Here is a 21,538-nt window from a genome sequence, read left to right on the forward strand (position 1 = left end):
ATGATTTCCGGCCGCATCGGCCTGAAATCCGACCATCAAAAAGACAGAGTATGAGGTTGTGCGAAAGCCGCTAAGGCTTTTTGGCATCATGCTCGGCACACTGCGATTTTTCACCCGTAAGCTATGGTTATCAACTTCTCAAAAATATCGCACTGATTCCAGCATCTTAACCGCGTGGTAATACTAACGCGTTTTAATAGACTCACAAATGGTTGCGTTCTCAGTGGGTCGAGTCATGAGTTTCAGTCTTTCGCCAAAGTTCGGGAAGTCGGCCGGTAATCTTCTGGTTGTTTGCCTGCTGGCAAGTGCCGCAACGGGCTGCAGTTCCGATGTGACACGGTTTGGCGGCTTGTTTTCCTCCTCCGGGCAGGACCAGATCACTACAAGTTCCATTCCGCGCAGGAATATGAACGGTTCTCAGGGCGATCCGGTGCCGCGCGCCGATCTCGGCGGTTCGGCCGTTGCCAGCCAGTCGGGCTACGGCGGCGGCAATGACGCGCTGAACCAGCCTTATCCCGCACGCCAGGGTTACGATCCGACCCGCACGTCGAGCTCGAGCGCGCGTCTCGCTTCGGCGCCGGTCTCGGTGCAGCGTTCCGATCTGGCCGCGCCGACGGCTGTTGCCCCCTCCCGGCAGCGGGAAAAGGAAGTTGCGCTCGCCCAACCTTTCCCGTCTGCGCCGCAGGCTGAAAAGCCCCGATTGGTCGCGCCGGCTGCGCCGAAGATGACGCCCGATACGCTGACGACCGGCACGACGCCGAAGGTTTCCGGCTGGTCCGCCACCAACGCTCCGTCGGTGACGCTGCGTCCGGGTGAAAGCATCGCCACCCTCTCCAGGCGTTTTGGCGTACCGGAAAAGGAAATTCTGCGCGTCAATGCTCTGAAGACGGCATCTGCCGCCCAGCCCGGCCAGGCGATCCTGATCCCGACATTCAACGGCGGCAATGCCGCCAAGGCGGCATCGCAGGCGGCTGACCTTTCCAAGCCCGGCAAGATGCCGGATGCGCCGAAGGCGCCTGAGCAGAACGTTGCCGTCATTCCGGGCGCCAATTCCGCCCGCGACAAGACGCTGGCGAGTGCCGATATCACCGGCAAACTTCCCGCCGGCGCCGGCAAGGATCCGAAGGCGCCTGCGGGCAGCTATGTCGTCAAGCAAGGCGATTCCCTGGCAAAGATTGCCAAGGCGACTGGCAGCAATGTCGACGACCTCAAGGCCGCTAATAATCTTTCGGCCAACTCGCTCCGCATCGGTCAGGCCCTCAAGATCCCGAACGGCACCGCCGATAATATCAAGACCGCCTCGATCCCGGCCGAGAAGGTCGATCAGAAGCCGACCCAGCCGGCAGCTGCCCAGCAGACGGCTTCCGTTCAGCCCGCGCCCTATAAGGCGCCGGCCGCCACCCAGACCGTCGACGATGCCGAGAAGAAGTCGGACGTCAGCTCCGCCGCACCGGAATCGACCGGCATCGGCAAATACCGTTGGCCGGTGCGCGGTCAGGTCATTGCTTCATACGGCGCCAACGTCAACGGCAACCGCAATGACGGCATCGACATCTCGGTACCGCAGGGCACGCCGATCAAGGCCGCTGAAAACGGCGTCGTCATTTATGCCGGCAACGGCCTGAAGGAACTCGGCAACACCGTTCTCGTCCGTCACGACGACGGCACTGTCACCGTCTACGGCAACGCCGATACGCTGAGCGTCACCCGCGGCCAGAAGATCCAGCGCGGCCAGACCGTCGCCGTCTCCGGCATGAGCGGCGACGTCAAGCAGCCGCAGGTCCATTTCGAGGTGCGCAAGGACGCGTCCCCGGTCAACCCGATGACTTTCCTGGAATAGGTACTGCGTACCAGGAAGCGCAAAAGCCCGGCCACCAGCCGGGCTTTTGTCATTTAATGCATGTCGCGCAAAAGTGCGGAGCGGTTTTGGGATAAACGACAAAGGCCTAAAACGCGTCGCGTGAATTCGGATTGATGCGACGCGCTTTAGAGCAATTCCGGCAAAAGTGTGCAGCGGTTCTTGCGCCCGGAATTGCGTAAAAACAAAGAGATAGAGCATTTCCATGTTTCGAAGAAAACGAAAATGCTCTAGCCCCGGTCGATGTGAACGCGCATGCGTCCGGCCAGGTCTTGGATATATTGCCAGGCGACGCGGCCGGAGCGCGCGCCGCGGGTCGTTGCCCATTCCAGCGCCTCGGCATGCATCTTGTCGCGTTCGAGCCCGAGCTTGAAGTGATCGGCATAGCCGTCGATCATGCCGAGATAATCCTCCTGGCTGCATTTGTGGAAGCCGAGCCAGAGGCCGAAGCGGTCGGAAAGCGAAACCTTCTCCTCGACCGCCTCCGATGGATTGATCGCCGTCGACTGCTCGTTTTCCATCATGTGGCGCGGCAGGAGATGGCGCCGGTTGGAGGTGGCGTAGAAGAGCACATTGTCCGGCCGCCCTTCGACGCCGCCGTCGAGTGCTGCCTTCAGCGACTTGTAGGCGGTGTCGTCGTGATCGAAGGAAAGATCGTCGCAGAAGACGATCACGCGGTACGGCGTGTCCTTCAGGAGGTCGAGCAGATGGGGAAGGCTGGCGATATCCTCGCGATGGACTTCGACCAGCTTCAGCAAGATGCTGCTTTCGCGCCTGACATCTTCGTGGACGGCCTTGACCAGCGAGGATTTGCCCATGCCGCGCGCGCCCCAGAGCAGCACATTGTTGGCGGCATACCCCTCGGCGAAACGCACCGTATTCTCATGCAGGATATCGCGCACATGATCGACGCCGCGGATGAGCGTCAACGCTACCCGGTTTGGCCTCTTGACCGGCTGCAGATGCTGGCGCAATGGCGCCCAGACGAAACAGTCGGCAGCGTCCCAGTCGTTGAAGGCGGGTGCCGGTCCTGCAAGACGTTCGACGGCGTCTGCGAGCCGTCTCAGCTGGGCAAGCAGGGCTGTGTTGATTTCCTCGGTCATCGGTGGCCTCCTGATTTCTCACTGCGGCAATCCGCTTTGATCTTTCGATGCCGGGTAGCATGGCGTTTTGACGGCGGAAAGGTTATGAGGCAGCGGAATCGGTACTGTTTCCGGCTGTTTCTGTTGCATTCATCGAAGCCGTAACTATAGTCCGGCAACCTGAAAAGAGAGGCGGAGTTCCGCCGCCCAAGCCTGAGGAGTTTAGCATGTTCATCACCCCGGCATTCGCCCAGAGTGCGACCGATACCGCAACGGGATTCGGCGGCTCCGGTTTCGAAATGATCATCCTGTTCGTGCCGCTGATGGTCGTCTGGTACTTCCTGCTGATCCGTCCGCAGCGCGCACAGGCAAAAAAGCGTGAGGAAACCCTGAAGGCGATCCGTCGCGGCGACCAGGTCGTCACCGGCGGCGGTCTCGTCGGCAAGGTCACCAAGGTCGTTGACGAAAAGGAAGTTGAAGTCGAGATTGCTGATGGCGTGCGTGTGCGCATCGTCCGCAGCGGCATCTCCGAAATTCGCGTCAAGGGTGAACCGGTCAAGGCCGACGCGGCGTAACAAGCGATAACGGCAGGACCGCCGGATCGGAAGATCGTCGAGAGAATGTTGCATTTTTCCCGCTGGAAAACACTTCTGATTTGGCTGGTCGCGTTTGCGGCCATCGTCATCGCTGCGCCCAATCTGCTGACTGAGGCGCAGCGATCCTCCCTGCCGGACTGGTTGGGGCACGACCGCTTGACGCTCGGTCTCGACCTGCAGGGCGGCTCGCATATCGTTCTGAAGGTCGAGCGTTCCGATGTCGTCAAGGACCGCCTGGAGGAGCTGGTCGCCAACGTGCGTAACGCGCTGCGCGGTGCCAGCATCCGCTATACCGGGCTGACCGGCAATGATCAGACCGTCACCGTCCGCATCACCGATCCGGCCCAGATAAAGGCGGCGGTCGATCTCCTGAAGCCTTTGGCGACGGCTGGTGGACATTCCGGATCTGAGGTCGCGCTGCAGCAGGGCGAGGAGGGGCAACTCTCACTGCAGATTTCCGACGCCGGCATTACCGCTGACGTCGCCTCCGCCCGGAGCCGGTCGCTCGATATCGTTGGCCGCCGCATCGCCGGATTCGGCTATGAAAATTTCCTCGTTCGCCCTGATGGCGCCGACCGCATCGTCCTGCAGGTGCTGGGATCGGTCGACGCCGAGCGGCTGAAGAACATCCTGAACCAGCCCGCCAAGCTTTCCTTTCATCTGATCGACGAAAGCATGTCGGGGCAGGAGGCGCTGAACGGCCGCTGGCCTGCAACGTCGCAAGTCCTTTATTCCCTCGACGATCCGCCGATTCCCTATCTCGTCGACCGCACGGCTTTCGTCACCGGCAGCAACATGGTCGATATCGAGCCCATCGTCGATCCGCAGACGCAGGAGACCTCGATTGCCTACCGTCTCGATGCGGAAGGCACGCAGCGGCTGGCGCAGGCGACGGAACAGAATATCGGCAAGCACCTTGCCATCGTCTTCGACGACCAGGTCATGTCGTCACCGGTCATCGATGCGGCGATCACCGGCGGCGAAGGCCGGATTTCGGCAAACTTCTCCGAGGACGGCGTCCGCGACCTTGCGATCATGCTGCGCGCCGGCGCCTTGCCGGCGACGCTGACGAGCGTTGAGGAACGCAGCGTCAGCCCGAGATTCGGCGCCGATTCCATCTTCAACGGTCTCATTGCTGGCCTTGTCGCCGTTGTGCTGGTCGCAGCACTGATGATCGCCCTCTATCGTATTCTCGGCATCATCGCCGTCGTCTCGCTCTTCCTCAACCTGATCCTCATCATCGCGGTGCTCAGTCTTGTCGGTGCGACGCTCACCTTGCCCGGGATTGCCGGCATCGTGCTGATCGTCGGCATGGCCGTCGATTCGAACGTACTGATCTACGAGCGCATCCGCGAAGAGGAAAAAACCACCCATTTCTTTGCGGAGGCCGTCGGCCGCGGTTTCTCGCGCGCATTTTCAACGATCGTCGACGCGAATGTGACGATCTTCATCGCCGCCATCATCCTCTTTTTCCTTGGCAGCGAATCCATCCGCGGTTTCGCGGTGACGCTGGCGGTCGGCATCCTGACGACCGTTTTCACGGCTTTCACGCTGACGCGCTCGATCGTTGCCGTCTGGCTGAGCGCGCGCCATCCCCGGCATCTGCCGAAGAGCGTCCTGACCCATCTTTTCGAGCACGCCAATATCCGCTTCATGGGAATCCGCCGCTATGTCTTTACGGCGTCGGCGGTCATCTCGCTGATCGCCATGGCCGCCTTTGCCACCGTCGGCCTGCATCTCGGCATCGATTTCTCCGGCGGCTCGCTCATCGAGGTAACGGCGAAGCAGGGCAATGCCGACATCGCCGATCTCCACTCGCGCCTCAATGATCTCAATCTCGGCGATGTCAGTGTCGAGCGCACGGGCGGGCCGTCGAACGCGCGGATCCGCATCGCTTCCCAAGGCGGCGGCGAGAATGCCGAGCAGTCGGCGGCGACGCTGGTGCGCGGTGAGCTCCAGGAAGATTATGATTTTCGTCGCGTCGACGTCGTCGGCCCCGCCATCTCGGGCGAATTGACGATGATGGCGACGCTCGGTGTGCTTGCAGCACTTGCGGCGATCCTGATCTACATCTGGATCCGCTTCGAATGGCAATTTGCCGTCGGCGCCATCGTCGCAACGCTGCACGACGTCATCATCATGCTCGGTCTCTTCGTCCTCACCGGCATCGAGTTCAACATGACGAGCATCGCCGCCGTGCTGACGATCGTCGGTTATTCCCTAAACGACACGGTCGTGGTCTATGACCGAATGCGCGAGAATCTCAAGCGATACAAGAAGATGCCGCTGCCGATCCTGATCGATGCCTCGATCAATCAGACGCTATCACGCACCATTCTGACCGCAGCGACGACGCTGATCGCCTTGCTCGCGCTCTTTCTCTTCGGGGGCGAAGTCATCCGCTCCTTCACCTTTGCGATGCTCTTCGGCGTCGCTCTCGGCACCTTCTCTTCGATCTATATCGCCGCTCCTGTCTTGATCGTCTTCCGGCTGCGGCCGGAGGCTCCCGACGGGGAAGAGAGCAACAAGACGGATGCTGGTGTAAGATCCGGCACGGTGGTTTGAAAACATGGCAAAAGGCATAGAAGTCCGCGCCGCGCATTTCCCCGGGCGTGCTCCGATCGACGCTTACGGCAATGGCGGCTTTCGCTTTGCCGACATGTCGCATCGCGGCTCGATCCTTTGCCTGCCGTCCGGCATTCATGGCTGGGACATGGATATGTCGAAACCGCTGTCGCCTGAAAATTTCCGCCGGGTGCTGGATGAGGCGGCCGACATCGAGGTTCTGCTCGTCGGCACCGGTACCGAGCTTCGCCGCCTGCCCGAGGAATTGAAGCTGGCGCTGAAATCGCGCGGCATTTCCTCCGATCCGATGAGCACCGGAGCGGCGGTGCGCACCTTCAATATCATGCTCGCTGAGCAACGTGCCGTCGCCGCGGCGTTGATTGCGGTCTGACGATGACTGAAGCGCATATTGCGACGAACCAGGAGATCTGCCTGGCGATGCTGCGTGACAGCGATCGCGACCGCTATCTCGCCTGTCTGCTGTCGCCGGAGGCAAAGCGCGGCGCGCTTGCAGCTCTTTATGCCTTCAATGCCGAGCTTGCCCGCATCCGTGATCTCGTGCACGAGCCGTTGCCCGGCGAGGTGCGGCTGCAATATTGGCACGATCTTCTGGAAGGCAGTGCACACGGCTCGACAGCGGCCAATCCCGTTGCCGCAGCCCTTCTGACCGCGATCGAAACGCACCGCCTGCCGCGTAAGACGCTGATCGACATGATCGAGGCCCGCACCTTCGATCTCTATGACGATCCGATGGAGACACGTCTTTCGCTTGAAGGCTATGCCGGTGAAACGGCATCGGCCCTGATCCAGCTCGCAAGCCTGGTGCTTTCGCCGGAGGAAGCCGCACGATCGGCCGACGCCGCCGGCCATGCCGGCGTCGCCCAGGCGGTCGCCGGATTGCTGCTGCTGATGTCGCTGCATCGCCGCCGCGGCCAGGTCTATATTCCGCTGCAGATCCTTTCCGCCACCGGTCTCGACCGCGATGCCTTCCTTGCCGGCGAAGACAGGCCGCGCATCTCTGCTGCCATCGAGGCCTTCGCCGGTCTTGGTCGCGAACATCTGGTGAAGGCGAGAGCGGCGGGGCCGATTGCGCCGGCCGTCTTTCCAGCCTTTCTGCCGGCGACGCTTGCCGAACCGGTGCTCGTCAAGGCACAGAAGCGAGGCGCCTTGCTGTTCGACCGACCACTGCAGCCGCCGCAATGGCGCCGCCAGCTGCGAATGGGACTGGCAGCAACCCGCCGGAAAATCTGATATCGGTCAAATTCGCGCAAGTCTCGCGCGTTACAAGGCTTCCACCGCTACCCTTTGAACGGAGACTCGGCGTGGGCATTATCGTCTGGTGCGTTCTTTTCGCCATCGTCATTTTCATTGCTTTTGTGGCAACGCGCATGGCCGCGCAGAACAAGGAAGACGGCCTGCATGACACGGGCCTCGCCATCATCGAATTCGGTCGCGCCTTTCCGAACGAGGCGATCCGTCAATTGCAGGCGACGGAAAACGGTCAGGCCGTCTTCGTGCGCCTGCATGACAACAAGGCGGGCTTCATGCGCAACATGTCGCGCCATTTCGCCTGCCATCTGATCGAGCCGGGTCGGGTGCGCGTCGTCGGCTCGGAAACGGGCCGGGGACTGGTGGTCGACTTCCTCGATGCACCCTATCACAACGCTGATTTCGAATTCGCTTCCGCCAAGGAAGCCTCGGAGGTTTCGCTCTGGCTGCTCGGCAATTATATCGCCGAGCCGGATAAGGACCTGCCGACCGGCAATATTTCGGCGGCGAATAAGCAGTAATGCATGTCGCCCAATACTGTGCAGCGGTTTGGGCGACATGCATAAAGGCAAAGACTTCAAGCGGGTCGCATGAGCCGGTTCGATACGACGTGCTTGAAAACGCCGGTCAGGCGCTTTCGGCAAGCGTCGATTCTTGACCGAGCCAGGCGGCGCAGTCGGCAAGCGCGCGGCGTGCGATCAGCTGCCGCTTCATAATCGTCTTGTCCTTGCCGCGGAAGCGCTTGACGCCTTCGGGCTTGACGATCGAGCCCGGCTGGAGCTCCGGAAACAGCCCGAAATTGATGTTCATCGGCTGGAACGATCGTTTGCCCGGCTCCTCGTCGGTGACGAGGTGCCCGCCAGTGATATGACCGAGCAGCGAGCCGAGCGCGGTCGTCGGCGGCGGTAGCGAGATCGCCTCGCCCTTGCGTTCGGCGGCGGCGAAACGCCCGGCCATCAGCCCGACGCTGGCACTCTCCACATAACCCTCACAGCCGGTGATCTGGCCGGCAAAACGCAGGCCGGGCCGCGATTTCAGCGTCAGTGACCGGTCGAGCAGGGTGGGGGAGTTGATATAGGTATTGCGGTGCAGGCCGCCGAGACGGGCAAATTCCGCATTTTCCAGACCAGGGATCATCCGGAAGATTTCTGCCTGCGTGCCATATTTCAGCTTCGTCTGGAAGCCGACCATGTTGTAGAGCGTGCCGAGTGCATTGTCCTGCCGCAGTTGCACGACCGCATAGGCCTTGACTGTCGGGTTATGCGCGTTCGTTAGCCCCATCGGCTTCATCGGTCCGTGGCGCAGTGTCTCGCGGCCGCGTTCGGCCATCACCTCGATTGGCAGGCAGCCGTCGAAATAAGGCGTGCCCTCCCATTCCTTGAAACCGACCGTGTCGCCTGATATCAGCGCGTCGACGAAGGCATTGTACTGTGCCTCGTCCATCGGGCAGTTGATGTAATCCTTGCCGGTGCCGCCAGGCCCGACCTTGTCGTAGCGCGACTGATACCAGCAGATATCCATGTCGATGCTCTCGCGGTAGACGATCGGCGCGATGGCGTCGAAGAAGGCAAGCGAATCCTCGCCGGTTTCCGCCTGGATGGCGCTCGCGAGCGTCGGCGCCGTCAGCGGTCCGGTGGCGACTATGGCAAGATCCCAGTCCTTCGGCGGCAGGCCGGTGACCTCTTCACGCACGACGGTGATGAGCGGGTGGTCATGGACCGCTTTGGTCACCGCCTCGGAGAAGCCATCGCGATCGACGGCGAGCGCACCGCCGGCCGGTACCTGGCACCGATCGGCAGCGGCCATGATCAGCGAACCCGCCATGCGCATCTCGGCATGGATGACGCCGACGGCATTGCTGGTCGCATCGTCGGACCGGAAGGAATTGGAGCAGACGAGTTCGGCAAGACCGTCGGTCTTGTGCGCATCAGTGCCGCGCACCCCGCGCATTTCATGCAGAATGACCGGAACGCCGGAACTGGCGATCTGCCAGGCGGCTTCCGAACCGGCAAGCCCGCCGCCGACGACGTGGATAGGGGAATAGGAGGAGATCGTGTTCATTCCGGGCTGATATCATGTCGGCAGGTGCGATCCAACACCCCGGAATCAAAAACGGCGCCCTGGGGCGCCGTCTTGGAAGCATCGTACTCGCTATTAGCGGAACGAGCGGGATGCGATATTCCGGATGTCGTAGCGGCTAACGCCGATATCGGACAGGGTCTGGTTCGAAAGGCCGCCGAGTTCATTGAGCGTACGACGGTAGCTGAGCCAGCTTCTTGCAATGCGGATCGGGTTCATTTTCTTCTTCCTATGCCCGCGGGACGGCGGGATCGCCTGTCTCTCTGCGGTTGACGTTTATATAGGCGAGAACCGTCCGATTGTGCAGTGCAAATAAAAGGCGTCTGCCATGCAATTGTGCACTATGATGCTCGACAATTAGGCGGTGAATATTTTTTGAGCGGGCTAAACAAGCGGGAAAACATGCAACCTCCGCGGCCACCACGCGCAGACAAAAGAAAACGCCCGCTGTGGGTACAGCGGGCGTTTCGATCGAGAACAATCGCGCTTGGGAGGAGCAGCGATCGCCTTGAATTAGCGGGAAGAAGCCTCGCGGGCAACGCGATGGATGTCCGAACGGTCGATGCCGAGATCGTGCAATTCGCGGTTGGTCATGCGGCCGAGTTCCGTGACGGTCTGACGATACTTGCGCCAGTTATTGAAAGAGCGAGAGAAGTTCATGTTAAGCCCCTTTCCGAGGGTTTGATCTGCCAGCAGCCACCGATCGGCGCTGACCTCTATTTGATGACTGGAATATATGTTGCGACGCGAAAGACTAAAACAGACAAGTTTTCAGATCACCTATGCGAAGCTTGCAATGCTCAAAGGGTATTTGACGCAGACTTACCGTTTTTTGGTCAATGAATAGGCAGAATGACTTTTGAGAAAGCAATTCGATTTGGAGAGGCGAATGGGGGATCACTGCGGAAAAACGCTGCTCCCTCCGCCAGTTCCGCCCGTCCTTCTGCTACAACGAGGCGTTCCGCTTCGGATCAGAAGCCGCCCATCCCGTCGCGGGGTTGGTGGGGCGGCGTGACGGCAATGTGGCATGGCGGCGCCATCCGACGAAAATCCTCTCACCGCCAAGGCTTTAATGAAGCTTTGGCTAAACAAAGACGCCCGCCGGGGGAGGATCCGGCGGGCGCGTTATGGTGACTGACAACTGGGAGGAGGAGTGTTGCCAGTCTATCGCAGCGCGCTGGGAGGAGGAGTGCGCGGCTGCGAATCTCGTCACGGACAAAGCATCCGCGGGCCTCCGGCCAAGCCGGGCCGGGGTGCCATCCCCGTGCTTCGATGCGTTGATCAATAGTATGACTAATCAATATTGTGCAGTGCAATAAATTCATGCCGGATATGCGAAATACGCATATCTCTCCGTCCATAGACTTATATTAGCGCTTCTGGCGTTAGCGGCTGGTTAACACTCGGTACTATTTAGACCAGTGAGGAACTTGTATATTTGTTGCAGAGCGTTTGCGAACACCGGTCCTGCGTCTATAACGGCGTGGGCCGCAGGCCGCAGTCGGCGTTTCGGAAATAAGAGGTAGAGCATGTATCGCGGCAGGTTGGAGCGGGATCTTTCGCTCTGGGTGGGCAAGGGCCTGCTCGGGCAGGAAACGGCAGGTGCGCTTCTCGCCGAATATGACAGCCGCCCGGCAAGTTTCAGCCTCGGCAGGGTGTTGATGGCGCTGGCGGCGGTGCTGCTTGCCGCTGCCATTCTGCTGGTCGTCGCCTCCAATTGGGAGGCCATCCCGCGCCTCGTGCGCGTCGGCGTCATCCTTGCCCTGATCTGGGTGGTGCACATCGCCGCTGCCCGGCTGCTCGCCCGCGGTGCGACGGCGGCGGCAGGCGGGTTGCTGGTCATCGGCGCGATGAGCTTCGGCGGCGCCATCTCGCTGGTCGGGCAGATGTATCATCTCTCCGGCGACGAACAGACGGTGATGTATCTCTGGTTCGCCATCGCGACGATCTCGGCGATCCTGTTCCGTTCGGGCGCAGTGGCCGTCGTCGCGGGCTTCCTCTCCTGGGCGTCGTTTGCCGTCTATCTTGAGAACCACGACACGCATTGGATAGGGTTCGATCCCTGGATGGCGCCTCTCATGGCGGTAATCGTCATCGCGTTGGTGCGTTATACCGGCGCCGAGCGGGCCCGCCATCTCGCCTATCTGCTGCTGATCGGCTGGCTCGCCTGGCTCTATACTCTTTATGAGGAGATCGCCGTGGCGCTTGCCTTCGCGATCGGTGGCATGGCGGCCTTCGTGCTGACGGCGTTGCCGCTTCGGCCTATTGCCTCCTTGGTCAGGAGCGCCGGTGCGGCCCCGGCCTTCTACAGCTTCCTTGTCGCCGGGATCGGCTTGCTTCTGTTGCATATCGAGATCGAGGACGGCTGGCGGCTGGTGGTGCTCGGAGTGGCGACACTTGCCGCTTCTGTGCTGGCGATCGCCCTGTATGGCAGGGATAACGGCGCGGTGCGTTATCTCGCCTATACGACCTTTGCCGCGGAGATGCTCTATCTCGCCTCCGTTACCGTCGGCTCGATCCTCGGCACGTCGAGCCTCTTCCTCTTCTCCGGTCTCGTGGTGGCACTAGTCGCCTGGATCGTCATCCGCCTCGAGCAGCGTTTTTCGGCGAATGCACAGGGGGAGGGCGCATGACCTCGTTCCTGGCAAAGCTGCAATCCGGCAAGGGCTATCTGCTTTCGGCGATCATCGTCGCCGGTCTGCAGACCTTGATCCTCGGCACAATCATCCAGAGCCGGGCGTCGATCCTCAGTGATGGCGCTGAAGTGCTGCTGAAGACGGCGCCCGTCGATCCGCGTGATTTCCTGCGCGGCGATTATGTCGTCTTGAACTACGACATTTCCTCTGTGCCGGTGCAGACGGTTTCCGGCGGCATTCCGGCCGAGCCAGGCGAACGCGTGCTATGGGTCCGGTTGAAGAAGCAGGAGGACGGTTTCTGGACGGTGATCGAATCGTCCTTTCACGAACTGCCTCCGCAGCCGGAGACCGTGATCCTGCGCAGCCAGCCATTTTATAGTGGCGGACTTGCCGCCGGCGACAGCATGCGTGTCGAATACGGCATCGAGCGCTACTACGTTCCTGAAGGTGAGGGCAAGCCGATCGAGGAGGCCCGCAATGACGGCGACGTCGCCATCGCAGTGCGTGTCTCGCCTGATGGAAGCGCACAGATTCGCAGCCTTCTCGTTGACGGCAAGCCGGTTTACGACGAGCCGCTTTACTGATCCGGCGGCACTTCGGAGGAAGGCGGCTCCAGGGCCGCAAGTCCGCTGTCATTTGCCGTTCATTTTTCCTTTGCCTCGACCAAATCGGGTGATATAGAGACGCCGCGCTCCGGAAGGCCTCATGCGCAGGCATAGGCATGCGGTTTTGTGAACGCGGGTATGGTGAAATTGGTAGACACGCCAGATTTAGGTTCTGGTGCCGCAAGGCGTGGGAGTTCAAGTCTCTCTACCCGCACCAAGCTGTTTGCAGGCGGGAGACTGAAATCGGTTGGCTTAGGGCAGCCGAGAGTTGTCCCGAATAGCCCGCGAGTGCCGTTCCCCTTTGGGCGGAATGATACAGGAATTGGGAAAAGCCACGCGCGGCAGGATCGCCGGCGTCGTGCTCATCGAAACGAACGGCGTCTGGGCACGGCCGCCACGAAATGAAGGTAGGAAGACATGCAGGTTATCGAAACGCTCGCTGAAGGGCTGAAGCGCGAAATCAAGGTCGTTATCCCGGCCAAGGACATGCAAGACAAGATGAATGAGCGTCTTGCCGATGTGAAGGACAAGGTTCGCATCAACGGCTTCCGTCCGGGCAAGGTCCCCGCTGCGCACCTCAAGAAGGTCTACGGCAAGTCGATCATGGCCGACCTCGTCAACGAGATCGTCCGCGAGCAGCCGGCCGCCATCCTGTCCAGCCGCGGCGAGAAATCGGCCACGCAGCCGGAAATCGCCATGACGGAAGACAAGGACGAAGCCGACAAGATCCTCGCTGCCGAGCAGGATTTCGAATTCACGCTCTCCTATGAAGTGCTGCCGCCGATCGAACTGAAGTCGGTTAAGGGCATCAAGGTCACGCGCGAAGTCATCGACATCTCGGACGACGAAGTCAACGAGCAGGTCCTGAAGGTCGCCGAAAGCGCCCGCGCTTACGAGACCAAGACCGGCAAGGCCGCAGACGGCGACCGCATCACCATGGATTACGTCGGCAAGGTCGACGGCGAAGCCTTCGAAGGCGGCACCGACCAGGGCGCCGAACTCGTGCTCGGCTCCGGCCGCTTCATCCCGGGCTTCGAAGATCAGCTCGTCGGCGTCAAGGCCGGCGCCGAGAAGACCATCACCGTGACCTTCCCGGCCGACTATCCGGCCAAGAACCTCGCCGGCAAGGAAGCGACCTTCGACGTCACTGTCAAGGATGTCGCGGCACCTGCCGCTGTCGAGATCAACGATGAACTCGCTTCCAAGCTCGGCATCGAATCGGCTGACCGCCTGAAGGAGATCGTCCGTGGCCAGATCGAATCGCAGTACGGTTCGCTGACCCGCCAGAAGCTGAAGCGTCAGATCCTCGACCAGCTGGACGAGATGTACAAGTTCGAGACCCCGAACTCGCTGGTTGACGCCGAATATAACGGCATCTGGAGCCAGGTGAACAACGATCTCGCCCAATCCGGCAAGACCTTCGAGGACGAAGACACGACCGAGGAGAAGGCTCGCGAGGAATACAAGACGCTCGCCGAGCGCCGCGTCCGCCTCGGCCTCGTTCTCTCCGAAATCGGCGAAAAGGCCGGCGTCGAAGTCAGCGAAGACGAGATGCAGCGCGCCATCTACGATCAGCTGCGCCAGTATCCGGGCCAGGAAAAGCAGATCCTCGAATTCTTCCGCAGCCAGCCGGGTGCCGCCGCTTCGATCCGCGCGCCGATCTTCGAAGAGAAGGTCATCGATCACCTGCTGACCGAAATCGACGTCACCGACAAGAAGGTGACCAAGGAAGAACTGCTCGCCGAGGAAGAAGGCGAAGCCAAGGCCGAGACCAAGAAGGCCGCGCCGAAGAAGAAGGCTGCCGCCAAGGCCGAAGCAGCTGACGCTGGTGAAGGCGAAGAAGCCGCACCGAAGAAGAAGGCTGCTCCGAAGAAGAAGGCGGCTGACGAAAGCGCCGAATAATCGCTTTTCAGTTCAGAAGTTTGGAAGGCCTCGCCATCGTGCGGGGCCTTTTTCTATTATCCAGGGCAGTTCATTCTCGCCGCCTACTCCTTTGTGTTTATTCACCAGGAACAACAAAGAGTTGCAATAAAGTATAATTCGATGCAGATTCTACTGATGGGGAGGACCTGAAAATGACTGCAAAGCATGACATGAAGAAGCTGGTGGAAGAAATGTATGCCGTGCGTGACCGCGGCGATGTCGAAGCTACCCTGGCGCTGATCGGCGAGGGTTGCACCTTTCGCATGGTCGGCAATACACGGCTGGCGCCTTTTTCGACTGAATCAAGCGGGCATGCTTTTCGCCAAGCGATAACGCAGCTTATCACAGTATGGGATCTATCGAATATCAGGACAGCTATCTATGTGGACGAGGATGAGCATATGGTCTTTGCACACCGTGAAGGCGAGGTCAGGCACATCCCATCGGGCGTGAGCTTCCATACGGAATTCATCGACAAGATCCATATCCGGGATGGGAAACTGGTCAAGATCGTCGAATTTGTCGACACGCTGCAAGTGGCCGAGACGGCCAAGATGATCCAAGTCGCTTAAACGGCCACCAAGGTCGGAGCCTTCGAAGCGTTGTCAAAGTTGATTCATGCGACGCGCTTTAGAGTTTGATGCCGCCCACGTTTTCGGGCGTCAGCCGCCGTTCAAGAATTACCGCTCAATGCGCTGTCAGTTGCGCGACTTTCCTGACATGGCTCACGGCTGCGGCGCCGCCTGCGGTCTGTGTGAAGAGGTGGAGCGTTTCCTCTTCGTCGTCGGCGACAGGCGTCAGCGCCTGATCCATGTAGGTCTTCGACTTTGCATCCCTTGAAATCAGGAACGCCGAAATCGTCAGGCCAATGATCGTGCCGGCGAGCGAAGCATGTTTGCGGAAGGTTTCCCAGGCAAAGCGCGGCCAGAAGACCAGCGGATTCTCGCGCGGCAGGTCAGGGCGCCGCTCCGATGGGGTCTTCAGGCGCAGCAGACCGCTTTGCAGCGGATGCACGTTTTCCAGCGGCACGGTGGTGGCGAAGGAGACCAGAACCTTGACGAGCCTCGCCAGCGGTACCCCGGTCGCCACAGCGCGGCGCAGCAGCGTCTTCATATGATCAGGCGAATAGTAGAGCGACCACGCCTCGTGGTAGATGTCTTCCCATTCCTGTTTGCTCATTTTGGGATGCGCGGTGCAGACGTGCTCGACATCGTAGATGTTGAGATCGGCATCCATCTCGATGCCCTTCTTCCACAGGACCTGATGGTCCTCGGAGCCAGGCAGCGGCGTCAGGATGAAGAATTCGATGACGTCGAGCGGCAGCTCTTCCTGGATGATCGTGATGTCGCGGCGGATCGACTCCGGCGTGTCGGCGGGGAAGCCCAAGATATAACCGGCGAGCGTCATGATGCCCTGGGCCTTCCAGGCGAGCAGCATCTTGCGGTATTCGGTGATCTTGTTCTGGTTCTTCTTGGCAGCGGTCAGATTGTCCGGATTGACGTTCTCAAGGCCGATGAAAACGCGCGTGACGCCGGCGCGCCTGGATTTCTCGATGAAATTCGGGATCTTGTGGCAGAGCGTGTCGACCTGGATCATCAGGCCGAGTGGGATACCGTCCCGCTCCTTGAGTTCGATCAACCGGTCGAAGATCGCTTCCCAATCCTTGTTACGGGCGAAATTGTCGTCGGTGATGAAGAATTTGTGGATGCCCTGCGCCCAGTTCATCCGCACCAGCTTTTCGACGTCGTCGGCCGAACGGAAGCGTGATTTGCGTCCCTGCACGTTGATGATGGTGCAGAACGAGCACTGATAGGGACAGCCACGTCCGGCATCGAAGCTGGTGCTGAGCCCGAGCGTGCGCTGGATATTGTCCTTCGGCAGGAAGGGAACCGGCGTGCCGCCGATGCCGGGAAGGTCGTTCATGAAATTGTAGAGCGGCTTCAGCTCGCCGGCGGCGGCATCGCGCAGCACCATGTCGAGCCGGCCCTCGGCTTCGCCGGCAAACATCGAGATGCCCATGTCGCGGCAGGCGTCGAGCCCGACGGCCTTGCCATCCAGCATCGACAGGCAGCCGGAAACATGGAAGCCGCCGATCGAAACCGGCAGGCCGGCATCGCGGAAGGGACGGGCGATATCGAGGGCGCGCGGATACTGGTTGGTCTGGACGCCGACGAGCGCGATCATCCCGAAATTGTCGTGACGCTTGAACTGCGCCAGCAGTCCGGCGATATCGATCCGCGTATTGGTCTCGTCGATCACGGTGATGTCAATCGCCGTATCGTCTCCGAGCACCTTGCGCTCGGCACATTCGGCGGCAATGCCGTAGAGCGCCGCCAGCGAATTGGAGGGGATCATCGCCCGCCACCAGCGGATGACGTAGCCGTCGTCGTCATAATGCGACGGCTTGATCAAGATCAGCTGAAAACGTCTGCGCGCAGCTTCCAAGACATGGGACAAGAGTATCTATCTTTCTCTAGAAGCTTTTGCCCGAAGGCAAATGGCGTTGAAGGCATATACAGGCACGACATACCAATGCGATTTAGGAGGTCAAACTAAGGCGTAAAAAAACGGCACGGCCCGCAAACGCTTCGCGAAGTGTATCACTCCTCAATATACTACCCGATATCGAGCAGCAATGCGCGATGGTCGGAGACTTCGGGCGCCTCGACCACCTCGAATTTGGCAACCTTCACCCCCGGCGTCACCAGCATGTAGTCGGCAAAGCGGCCTTGCTTCAGATAGTAGGAGGTTCGCGTGTCTACAAGACCGTTTCCGGTGACCAGATCGGAAAGCCCGAGTCTGGCGAGAATCGTGAAGGTCGCGCTGTCAGGCAACACGTTGAAATCGCCGCAGACGACGAGATTTTCGCCGCCGGGCCAGACGCGCTCGATGAGCCTGACCAGCGCCTCGGCCTGCTCTTTGCGCGCTGCGGTATCGCCCTTGCCTGCGGGATCGCGCAGGCCATGCATGTGGGCGATGGTCACGGTAGAAGCGTGCTCATGGCTGAAGAGGCGGATGCAATGGGCGTTTCGCGGCCGCGGATGTTCGCCCCAGCCATCGGCGGAAAAACGGCCGTGCACGAAGTCCAGCCCCTCTGCGATGAGGGAATGCGTTTTGCGCACGAAGGTCGCCAGCCCGAATTCGGCGGCAATCGCGGTATCGCCATCGAAAAGCTCGCCTCTCGAGGTCGGGCAGAAGAAGCCGTCGTGGCCGGGCAGGGCGGTGCCGATCTCAGTAAACAGATTGGCGCGCTGCGGCAGCTCCAGCCCCGCGTCCCGATAGATCGACCATCCGCCGCCCGTACCTGGCGCCCGCAGCACTTCCTGCAGGCACAGGACATCCGGATCGGCTTGCCTGATATAGCCGATCAAGGTCTCATGCAGCCTGCCGCCCCATGCGTTCAGCGAAATGATGCGCAATGTCATTGGGCTCCGTTTGGCGGCCGGATTTAGACGACAGCTCCGCCGTCTACATGATGCGTTTTAAAGTTCTGACTTGATGTCGCCCATCCGGTTCCAGGCATCGAGCCCAGCGATCTTGTAGGCTTCGGCGAGCGTCGGGTAGTTGAAAGTGTTCTCGACGAAATATTCGACCGTGCCTTTGAGGTTCAGCACCGCTTGACCGATATGGACCAGCTCGGTGGCACCTTCGCCGACGATATGCACGCCGAGCAGGCGGCGGGTCTTCAGCGAGAAGATCAGCTTCAAAAGCCCGGTGTCGAGGCCCATGATGTGACCGCGCGACGTCTCGCGGAAGCGGGCAATGCCGCATTCATAGGGAATACCGCGCTCCTTCATCTCTTCTTCGGTCAGGCCGCAGGTCGAAATCTCCGGCACGGCATAGATGCCATAGGGGAAATATTTCGGCGGCTCCTTGGCGACCGCGCCGACCGCGACGCGGGCAGCGATGCGGCCCTGTTCCATCGAGGTCGAGGCAAGGCTCGGAAAGCCGACGACGTCGCCGGCGGCATAGATGTTGGCAACCGATGTCTGGAAGGTTTCCGGATTGACCTTGAGACGGCCGCGGCTGTCGGCGTCGAGGCCGATGGCCTGAAGGTTCAGCGCATCGGTTGCCCCCATGCGGCCGGCGGCGAAAAGCACCATGTCGGTCGTCAGGCGTCGGCCGCTGTCGAGCGTCAGTTCGACCTTGCCGTTTTCGAGCCTCTCCACCTTATCGGCCTTCTGGCCGAGCAGCAGCTTCATGTTGCGGTCGCGCAGCTGATAGGTAAAATCCTCGATGATTTCCTTGTCGATGAAGTCGAGCATCGTCGCCTTCGGATCGATGACGGTGACGGCGGTGTCGAGCGCGCTGAAGATCGTCGCATATTCGATTCCGATGACCCCGGCGCCGATGACGACCATTGATCGCGGCAGGTCCTGGATGTCGAGCAGTTCGTCGCTGTCGAGAACGGTCTTGCCGTCGAAGGGGATGTAATCGGGGCGGAAAGGCTTTGTGCCGACGGCAAGCAGCACGCTGGCGGCGGTGACCTGGGTGGTCTCGCCGTCATCCTTGATCACCTGCAGCGTCGACGCATCGATGAAGCTCGCCTTGCCGCGAATATGCTGCACGCGGTTGCGGGCGAACTGGTGTTCCAGCACCTCGACCTCGTGGTTGAGCGTAATCAGCAGGCGGCGGCGCAGGTCATCTGCACTGATCTCTTCCTTGACGCGGTAAGACCGGCCGTAGAAGCCGCGTTCGCGCCAGCCGGAAAGATTAAGCGCGGTCTCGCGCAGCGTTTTGGAAGGGATGGTGCCGGTATGCACGGACACGCCGCCGACGCGTTTGCCCTGCTCGATGACAAGCACTTTCTTGCCGAGTTTTGCCGCCTGGATCGCGCCGCGGCGCCCTGCGGGACCGCTGCCCACCACAACGAGATCGTACTGAAGCATCATCAAGCCCCGGATTGGAAAGGAATCATATTGCGACGCAAAATGTCGCCCGTCCATCGTTAGCCGGTCAATGTTACAGATTGTTTTACGACCGCCGATTCCGCCGGACCTGTGCCTTTCAGATCAACTTCAGCCCCTTCAGGCTGACATGACCATCCCTGCCGATGATGACGTGGTCGTGGACGGTGATATCGAGCGCCTTGGCGGCATCGATGATCACCTTCGTCATGTCGATGTCGGCGCGCGATGGTGTGGGATCGCCGGAGGGATGGTTGTGCACGAGGATCATCGCCGTTGCCGAAAGCTCGAGTGCGCGTTTGACCACCTCGCGCGGATAGACCGGCGTATGGTCGACCGTGCCGCGGCCCTGTACCTCATCGGCGATCAGCACATTGCGTTTGTCGAGGAAGAGGATGCGGAACTGTTCGCGTGTCTCGTGCGCCATGGCGGCATGGCAATACTGGATGACCGAAGACCACGAAGACAGGACCTGTTTGCTCCTGAGCTCGCTCTTCAGCGTCCGGTGGGCGACAGTCGAGATCAGCTTCAGGTCGAGCGCCACGGCCTCGCCGACGCCCTTGACTTCCATCAGCAGCGCCTGAGGCGCCCCAAAGACGCCGGAAAGCGAGCCGAACCGTTCGATCAGCGCCTTGGCGATCGGCTTGGTGTCACGCCGCGGGATCAGCCGGAAAAGCAGCAGCTCAAGGATTTCGTAGTCGGCAAGCGCGGTGTCGCCGAGCTCGCGGAAGCGGTCACGCAATCGCTCGCGATGGCCGTGATAATGCTCTTGGCCGGCGAGCGAGGCGGGCAGGGCGGTCCTGGCATTCGGCGCGGACGATTTTTGCGGCCGTCCGCCAAAGAACGAGCGTTCGTCGGCGGCAAGGGACTCTTGCGTTGGGAAAGGCAGCTCGTCGTCGGAAGATGTCGAAACGGGGCCCTTCGCCATCGAACCGTCACCCGTTGTGTGACGGCAGGCCGGGGCGGTCGAGCCCGCCAGGCGACAGCGTGAAGATCTCGCAGCCGTCGGAGGTGACGCCGACCGTATGTTCGTATTGCGCCGACAGCGAGCGGTCGCGGGTGACCGCCGTCCAGCCGTCGGCCAGCACCTTCACATGCGGCCGGCCGAGGTTAATCATCGGCTCGATGGTGAAGATCATGCCTTCGCGCAGCTCCGGCCCCTCGTTCGCGCGGCCGTAATGCAGGATATTTGGCGAATCGTGGAACAGCCGGCCAACGCCATGGCCGCAGAAATCGCGCACCACCGAACAGCGTTCGGCCTCCGCATAGGTCTGGATCGCCTCGCCGATCGCGCCGGTGCGGGCGCCGGGTCTGACGGCGGCAATGCCGCGCATCAGCGATTCATAGGTGACCTCGAGCAGTCGTTCGGCAGCACGCTTGACGACGCCGACGGGATACATCCGGCTGGAATCGCCGTGCCAGCCGTCGAGCACGAAGGTGACGTCGATATTGACGATATCGCCGTCACGCAGCGGTTTGTCGTTCGGAATGCCGTGGCAGACGACGTGGTTGATCGAGGTGCAGGTCGATTTGGTGTAGCCGCGATAGTTCAGCGTCGCTGGATAGGCGCCGTGATCCATGCCGAAATCGAAGACGAACCGATCGATCTCATCGGTCAGCAGGCCGGGCTTGACGATGTCGGCAAGCGCATCGAGGCAGCGCGCGGTCAGCTGACATGCCCTGCGCATACCCTCGAATGCTTCAGCATCATAAAGCCGGATGGCGCCCGTATTCTTCGGGGGCGCGGTAGAGGCTTCGATATAGTTCACCATTGCAGGGCCTTAGCGGAGATTGTTAGATTTGTTCATAATGCAGCTATGCCGGGTTCGTCCATCACGATCAACTGCCAGGACGAGATTTCTGGACGGATCCGATCAGTCCAACGTGCAGCTTTCCACATCCATTCGACGGACAATCAACGGTCCGGCTGGAATATCCACAATCTTCCCAAGGGGATAGGATTGATTGCGTGAAGTCTCCTCGCTACTCACCGATTGGTGACAGTGGGGAAGGGTCGA

19 protein-coding genes and 1 tRNA gene are annotated in these 21,538 nt (G+C 60.6%); 11 read left to right on the forward strand and 9 right to left on the reverse strand.

Annotation, left to right across the window (positions count from 1 at the left end; all coding sequences use genetic code 11):
* The first annotated feature begins 235 nt into the window (after positions 1–235).
* A complete protein-coding gene (locus J3P73_RS10925) occupies positions 236–1,840 on the forward strand; it encodes a M23 family metallopeptidase (protein WP_075223925.1) in 1,605 nt (534 codons plus the stop codon).
* Positions 1,841–2,088: 248 nt separating this feature from the next.
* Here the strand turns inward: J3P73_RS10925 and J3P73_RS10930 are convergent, their stop codons facing one another.
* Positions 2,089–2,961 (reverse strand): ATP-binding protein, encoded by an 873-nt coding sequence (locus J3P73_RS10930; RefSeq protein WP_018073382.1) that lies wholly within the window; start codon positions 2,959–2,961, stop codon positions 2,089–2,091.
* Positions 2,962–3,167: 206 nt separating this feature from the next.
* Here J3P73_RS10930 and yajC point away from each other — a divergent pair, with 206 nt between their 5' ends.
* The 5 genes from yajC (at position 3,168) to J3P73_RS10955 (ending at position 7,891) form a co-directional block, all read left to right on the forward strand.
* Positions 3,168–3,515 (forward strand): preprotein translocase subunit YajC, encoded by a 348-nt coding sequence (gene yajC, locus J3P73_RS10935; protein ID WP_003558894.1) that lies wholly within the window; start codon positions 3,168–3,170, stop codon positions 3,513–3,515.
* 45 nt (positions 3,516–3,560) lie between these two features.
* Positions 3,561–6,101: a protein translocase subunit SecDF gene (gene secDF, locus J3P73_RS10940; RefSeq protein WP_207579959.1), complete on the forward strand. Its 2,541-nt coding sequence runs from the start codon at positions 3,561–3,563 to the stop codon at positions 6,099–6,101.
* Between the two features lie 4 nt (positions 6,102–6,105).
* Positions 6,106–6,492, forward strand: a complete 387-nt coding sequence (locus J3P73_RS10945) for an Mth938-like domain-containing protein (protein WP_130664474.1) — start codon at positions 6,106–6,108, stop codon at positions 6,490–6,492.
* Between the two features lie 2 nt (positions 6,493–6,494).
* Positions 6,495–7,352 carry a phytoene/squalene synthase family protein gene (locus J3P73_RS10950; protein ID WP_130664475.1) on the forward strand — a complete coding sequence of 286 codons (858 nt, stop codon included), beginning with the start codon at positions 6,495–6,497 and terminating at the stop codon, positions 7,350–7,352.
* Positions 7,353–7,423: 71 nt separating this feature from the next.
* A complete protein-coding gene (locus tag J3P73_RS10955; protein WP_024320662.1) occupies positions 7,424–7,891 on the forward strand; it encodes a hypothetical protein in 468 nt (155 codons plus the stop codon).
* Between the two features lie 106 nt (positions 7,892–7,997).
* Here J3P73_RS10955 and trmFO read toward each other — a convergent pair whose 3' ends face one another.
* From trmFO to J3P73_RS10970, 3 genes are all read right to left on the reverse strand, one after another.
* Positions 7,998–9,431, reverse strand: coding sequence for a methylenetetrahydrofolate--tRNA-(uracil(54)-C(5))-methyltransferase (FADH(2)-oxidizing) TrmFO (trmFO, locus tag J3P73_RS10960; RefSeq protein WP_130688170.1), 1,434 nt, complete (start codon positions 9,429–9,431; stop codon positions 7,998–8,000).
* Positions 9,432–9,524: 93 nt separating this feature from the next.
* Positions 9,525–9,668, reverse strand: a complete 144-nt coding sequence (locus J3P73_RS10965; protein WP_003539017.1) for a DUF1127 domain-containing protein — start codon at positions 9,666–9,668, stop codon at positions 9,525–9,527.
* Positions 9,669–9,962: 294 nt separating this feature from the next.
* Positions 9,963–10,109, reverse strand: coding sequence for a DUF1127 domain-containing protein (locus tag J3P73_RS10970; RefSeq protein WP_010067591.1), 147 nt, complete (start codon positions 10,107–10,109; stop codon positions 9,963–9,965).
* Between the two features lie 869 nt (positions 10,110–10,978).
* Between J3P73_RS10970 and J3P73_RS10975 the strand changes: the two genes are divergently transcribed.
* The 5 genes from J3P73_RS10975 (at position 10,979) to J3P73_RS10995 (ending at position 15,185) form a co-directional block, all read left to right on the forward strand.
* Positions 10,979–12,082 carry a DUF2157 domain-containing protein gene (locus J3P73_RS10975; protein WP_207579960.1) on the forward strand — a complete coding sequence of 368 codons (1,104 nt, stop codon included), beginning with the start codon at positions 10,979–10,981 and terminating at the stop codon, positions 12,080–12,082.
* Positions 12,079–12,669 (forward strand): GDYXXLXY domain-containing protein, encoded by a 591-nt coding sequence (locus J3P73_RS10980; protein ID WP_207579961.1) that lies wholly within the window; start codon positions 12,079–12,081, stop codon positions 12,667–12,669. The genes J3P73_RS10975 and J3P73_RS10980 overlap by 4 nt, the downstream gene beginning before the upstream one ends.
* A 153-nt stretch (positions 12,670–12,822) precedes the next feature.
* Positions 12,823–12,907: transfer RNA gene (locus J3P73_RS10985), tRNA-Leu, on the forward strand.
* 200 nt (positions 12,908–13,107) lie between these two features.
* Positions 13,108–14,592: a trigger factor gene (gene tig, locus J3P73_RS10990; RefSeq protein ID WP_018073391.1), complete on the forward strand. Its 1,485-nt coding sequence runs from the start codon at positions 13,108–13,110 to the stop codon at positions 14,590–14,592.
* Between the two features lie 173 nt (positions 14,593–14,765).
* Positions 14,766–15,185: a nuclear transport factor 2 family protein gene (locus J3P73_RS10995; protein WP_018073392.1), complete on the forward strand. Its 420-nt coding sequence runs from the start codon at positions 14,766–14,768 to the stop codon at positions 15,183–15,185.
* Positions 15,186–15,300: 115 nt separating this feature from the next.
* Here J3P73_RS10995 and J3P73_RS11000 read toward each other — a convergent pair whose 3' ends face one another.
* The 5 genes from J3P73_RS11000 to map all read right to left on the reverse strand — a co-directional run bounded on the left by J3P73_RS11000 (position 15,301) and on the right by map (position 21,292).
* The gene (locus J3P73_RS11000; RefSeq protein WP_018073393.1) at positions 15,301–17,070 is read right to left on the reverse strand and encodes a B12-binding domain-containing radical SAM protein; all 1,770 of its coding nucleotides are present in this window, start codon (positions 17,068–17,070) and stop codon (positions 15,301–15,303) included.
* A 158-nt stretch (positions 17,071–17,228) separates the two neighbouring features.
* Positions 17,229–18,038: an endonuclease/exonuclease/phosphatase family protein gene (locus J3P73_RS11005; RefSeq protein ID WP_174827014.1), complete on the reverse strand. Its 810-nt coding sequence runs from the start codon at positions 18,036–18,038 to the stop codon at positions 17,229–17,231.
* 57 nt (positions 18,039–18,095) lie between these two features.
* Positions 18,096–19,502 carry a Si-specific NAD(P)(+) transhydrogenase gene (gene sthA, locus J3P73_RS11010; RefSeq protein WP_207580006.1) on the reverse strand — a complete coding sequence of 469 codons (1,407 nt, stop codon included), beginning with the start codon at positions 19,500–19,502 and terminating at the stop codon, positions 18,096–18,098.
* 118 nt (positions 19,503–19,620) lie between these two features.
* On the reverse strand, positions 19,621–20,448 hold the full coding sequence (radC, locus tag J3P73_RS11015) for a RadC family protein (RefSeq protein ID WP_018073396.1): 828 nt from the start codon (positions 20,446–20,448) through the stop codon (positions 19,621–19,623).
* A 7-nt stretch (positions 20,449–20,455) separates the two neighbouring features.
* On the reverse strand, positions 20,456–21,292 hold the full coding sequence (map, locus tag J3P73_RS11020; RefSeq protein ID WP_012757260.1) for a type I methionyl aminopeptidase: 837 nt from the start codon (positions 21,290–21,292) through the stop codon (positions 20,456–20,458).
* Between the last annotated feature and the right edge of the window lie 246 nt (positions 21,293–21,538).

The organism is Rhizobium ruizarguesonis, assembly GCF_017357285.1.
GTDB classification, from domain to species: domain Bacteria; phylum Pseudomonadota; class Alphaproteobacteria; order Rhizobiales; family Rhizobiaceae; genus Rhizobium; species Rhizobium ruizarguesonis.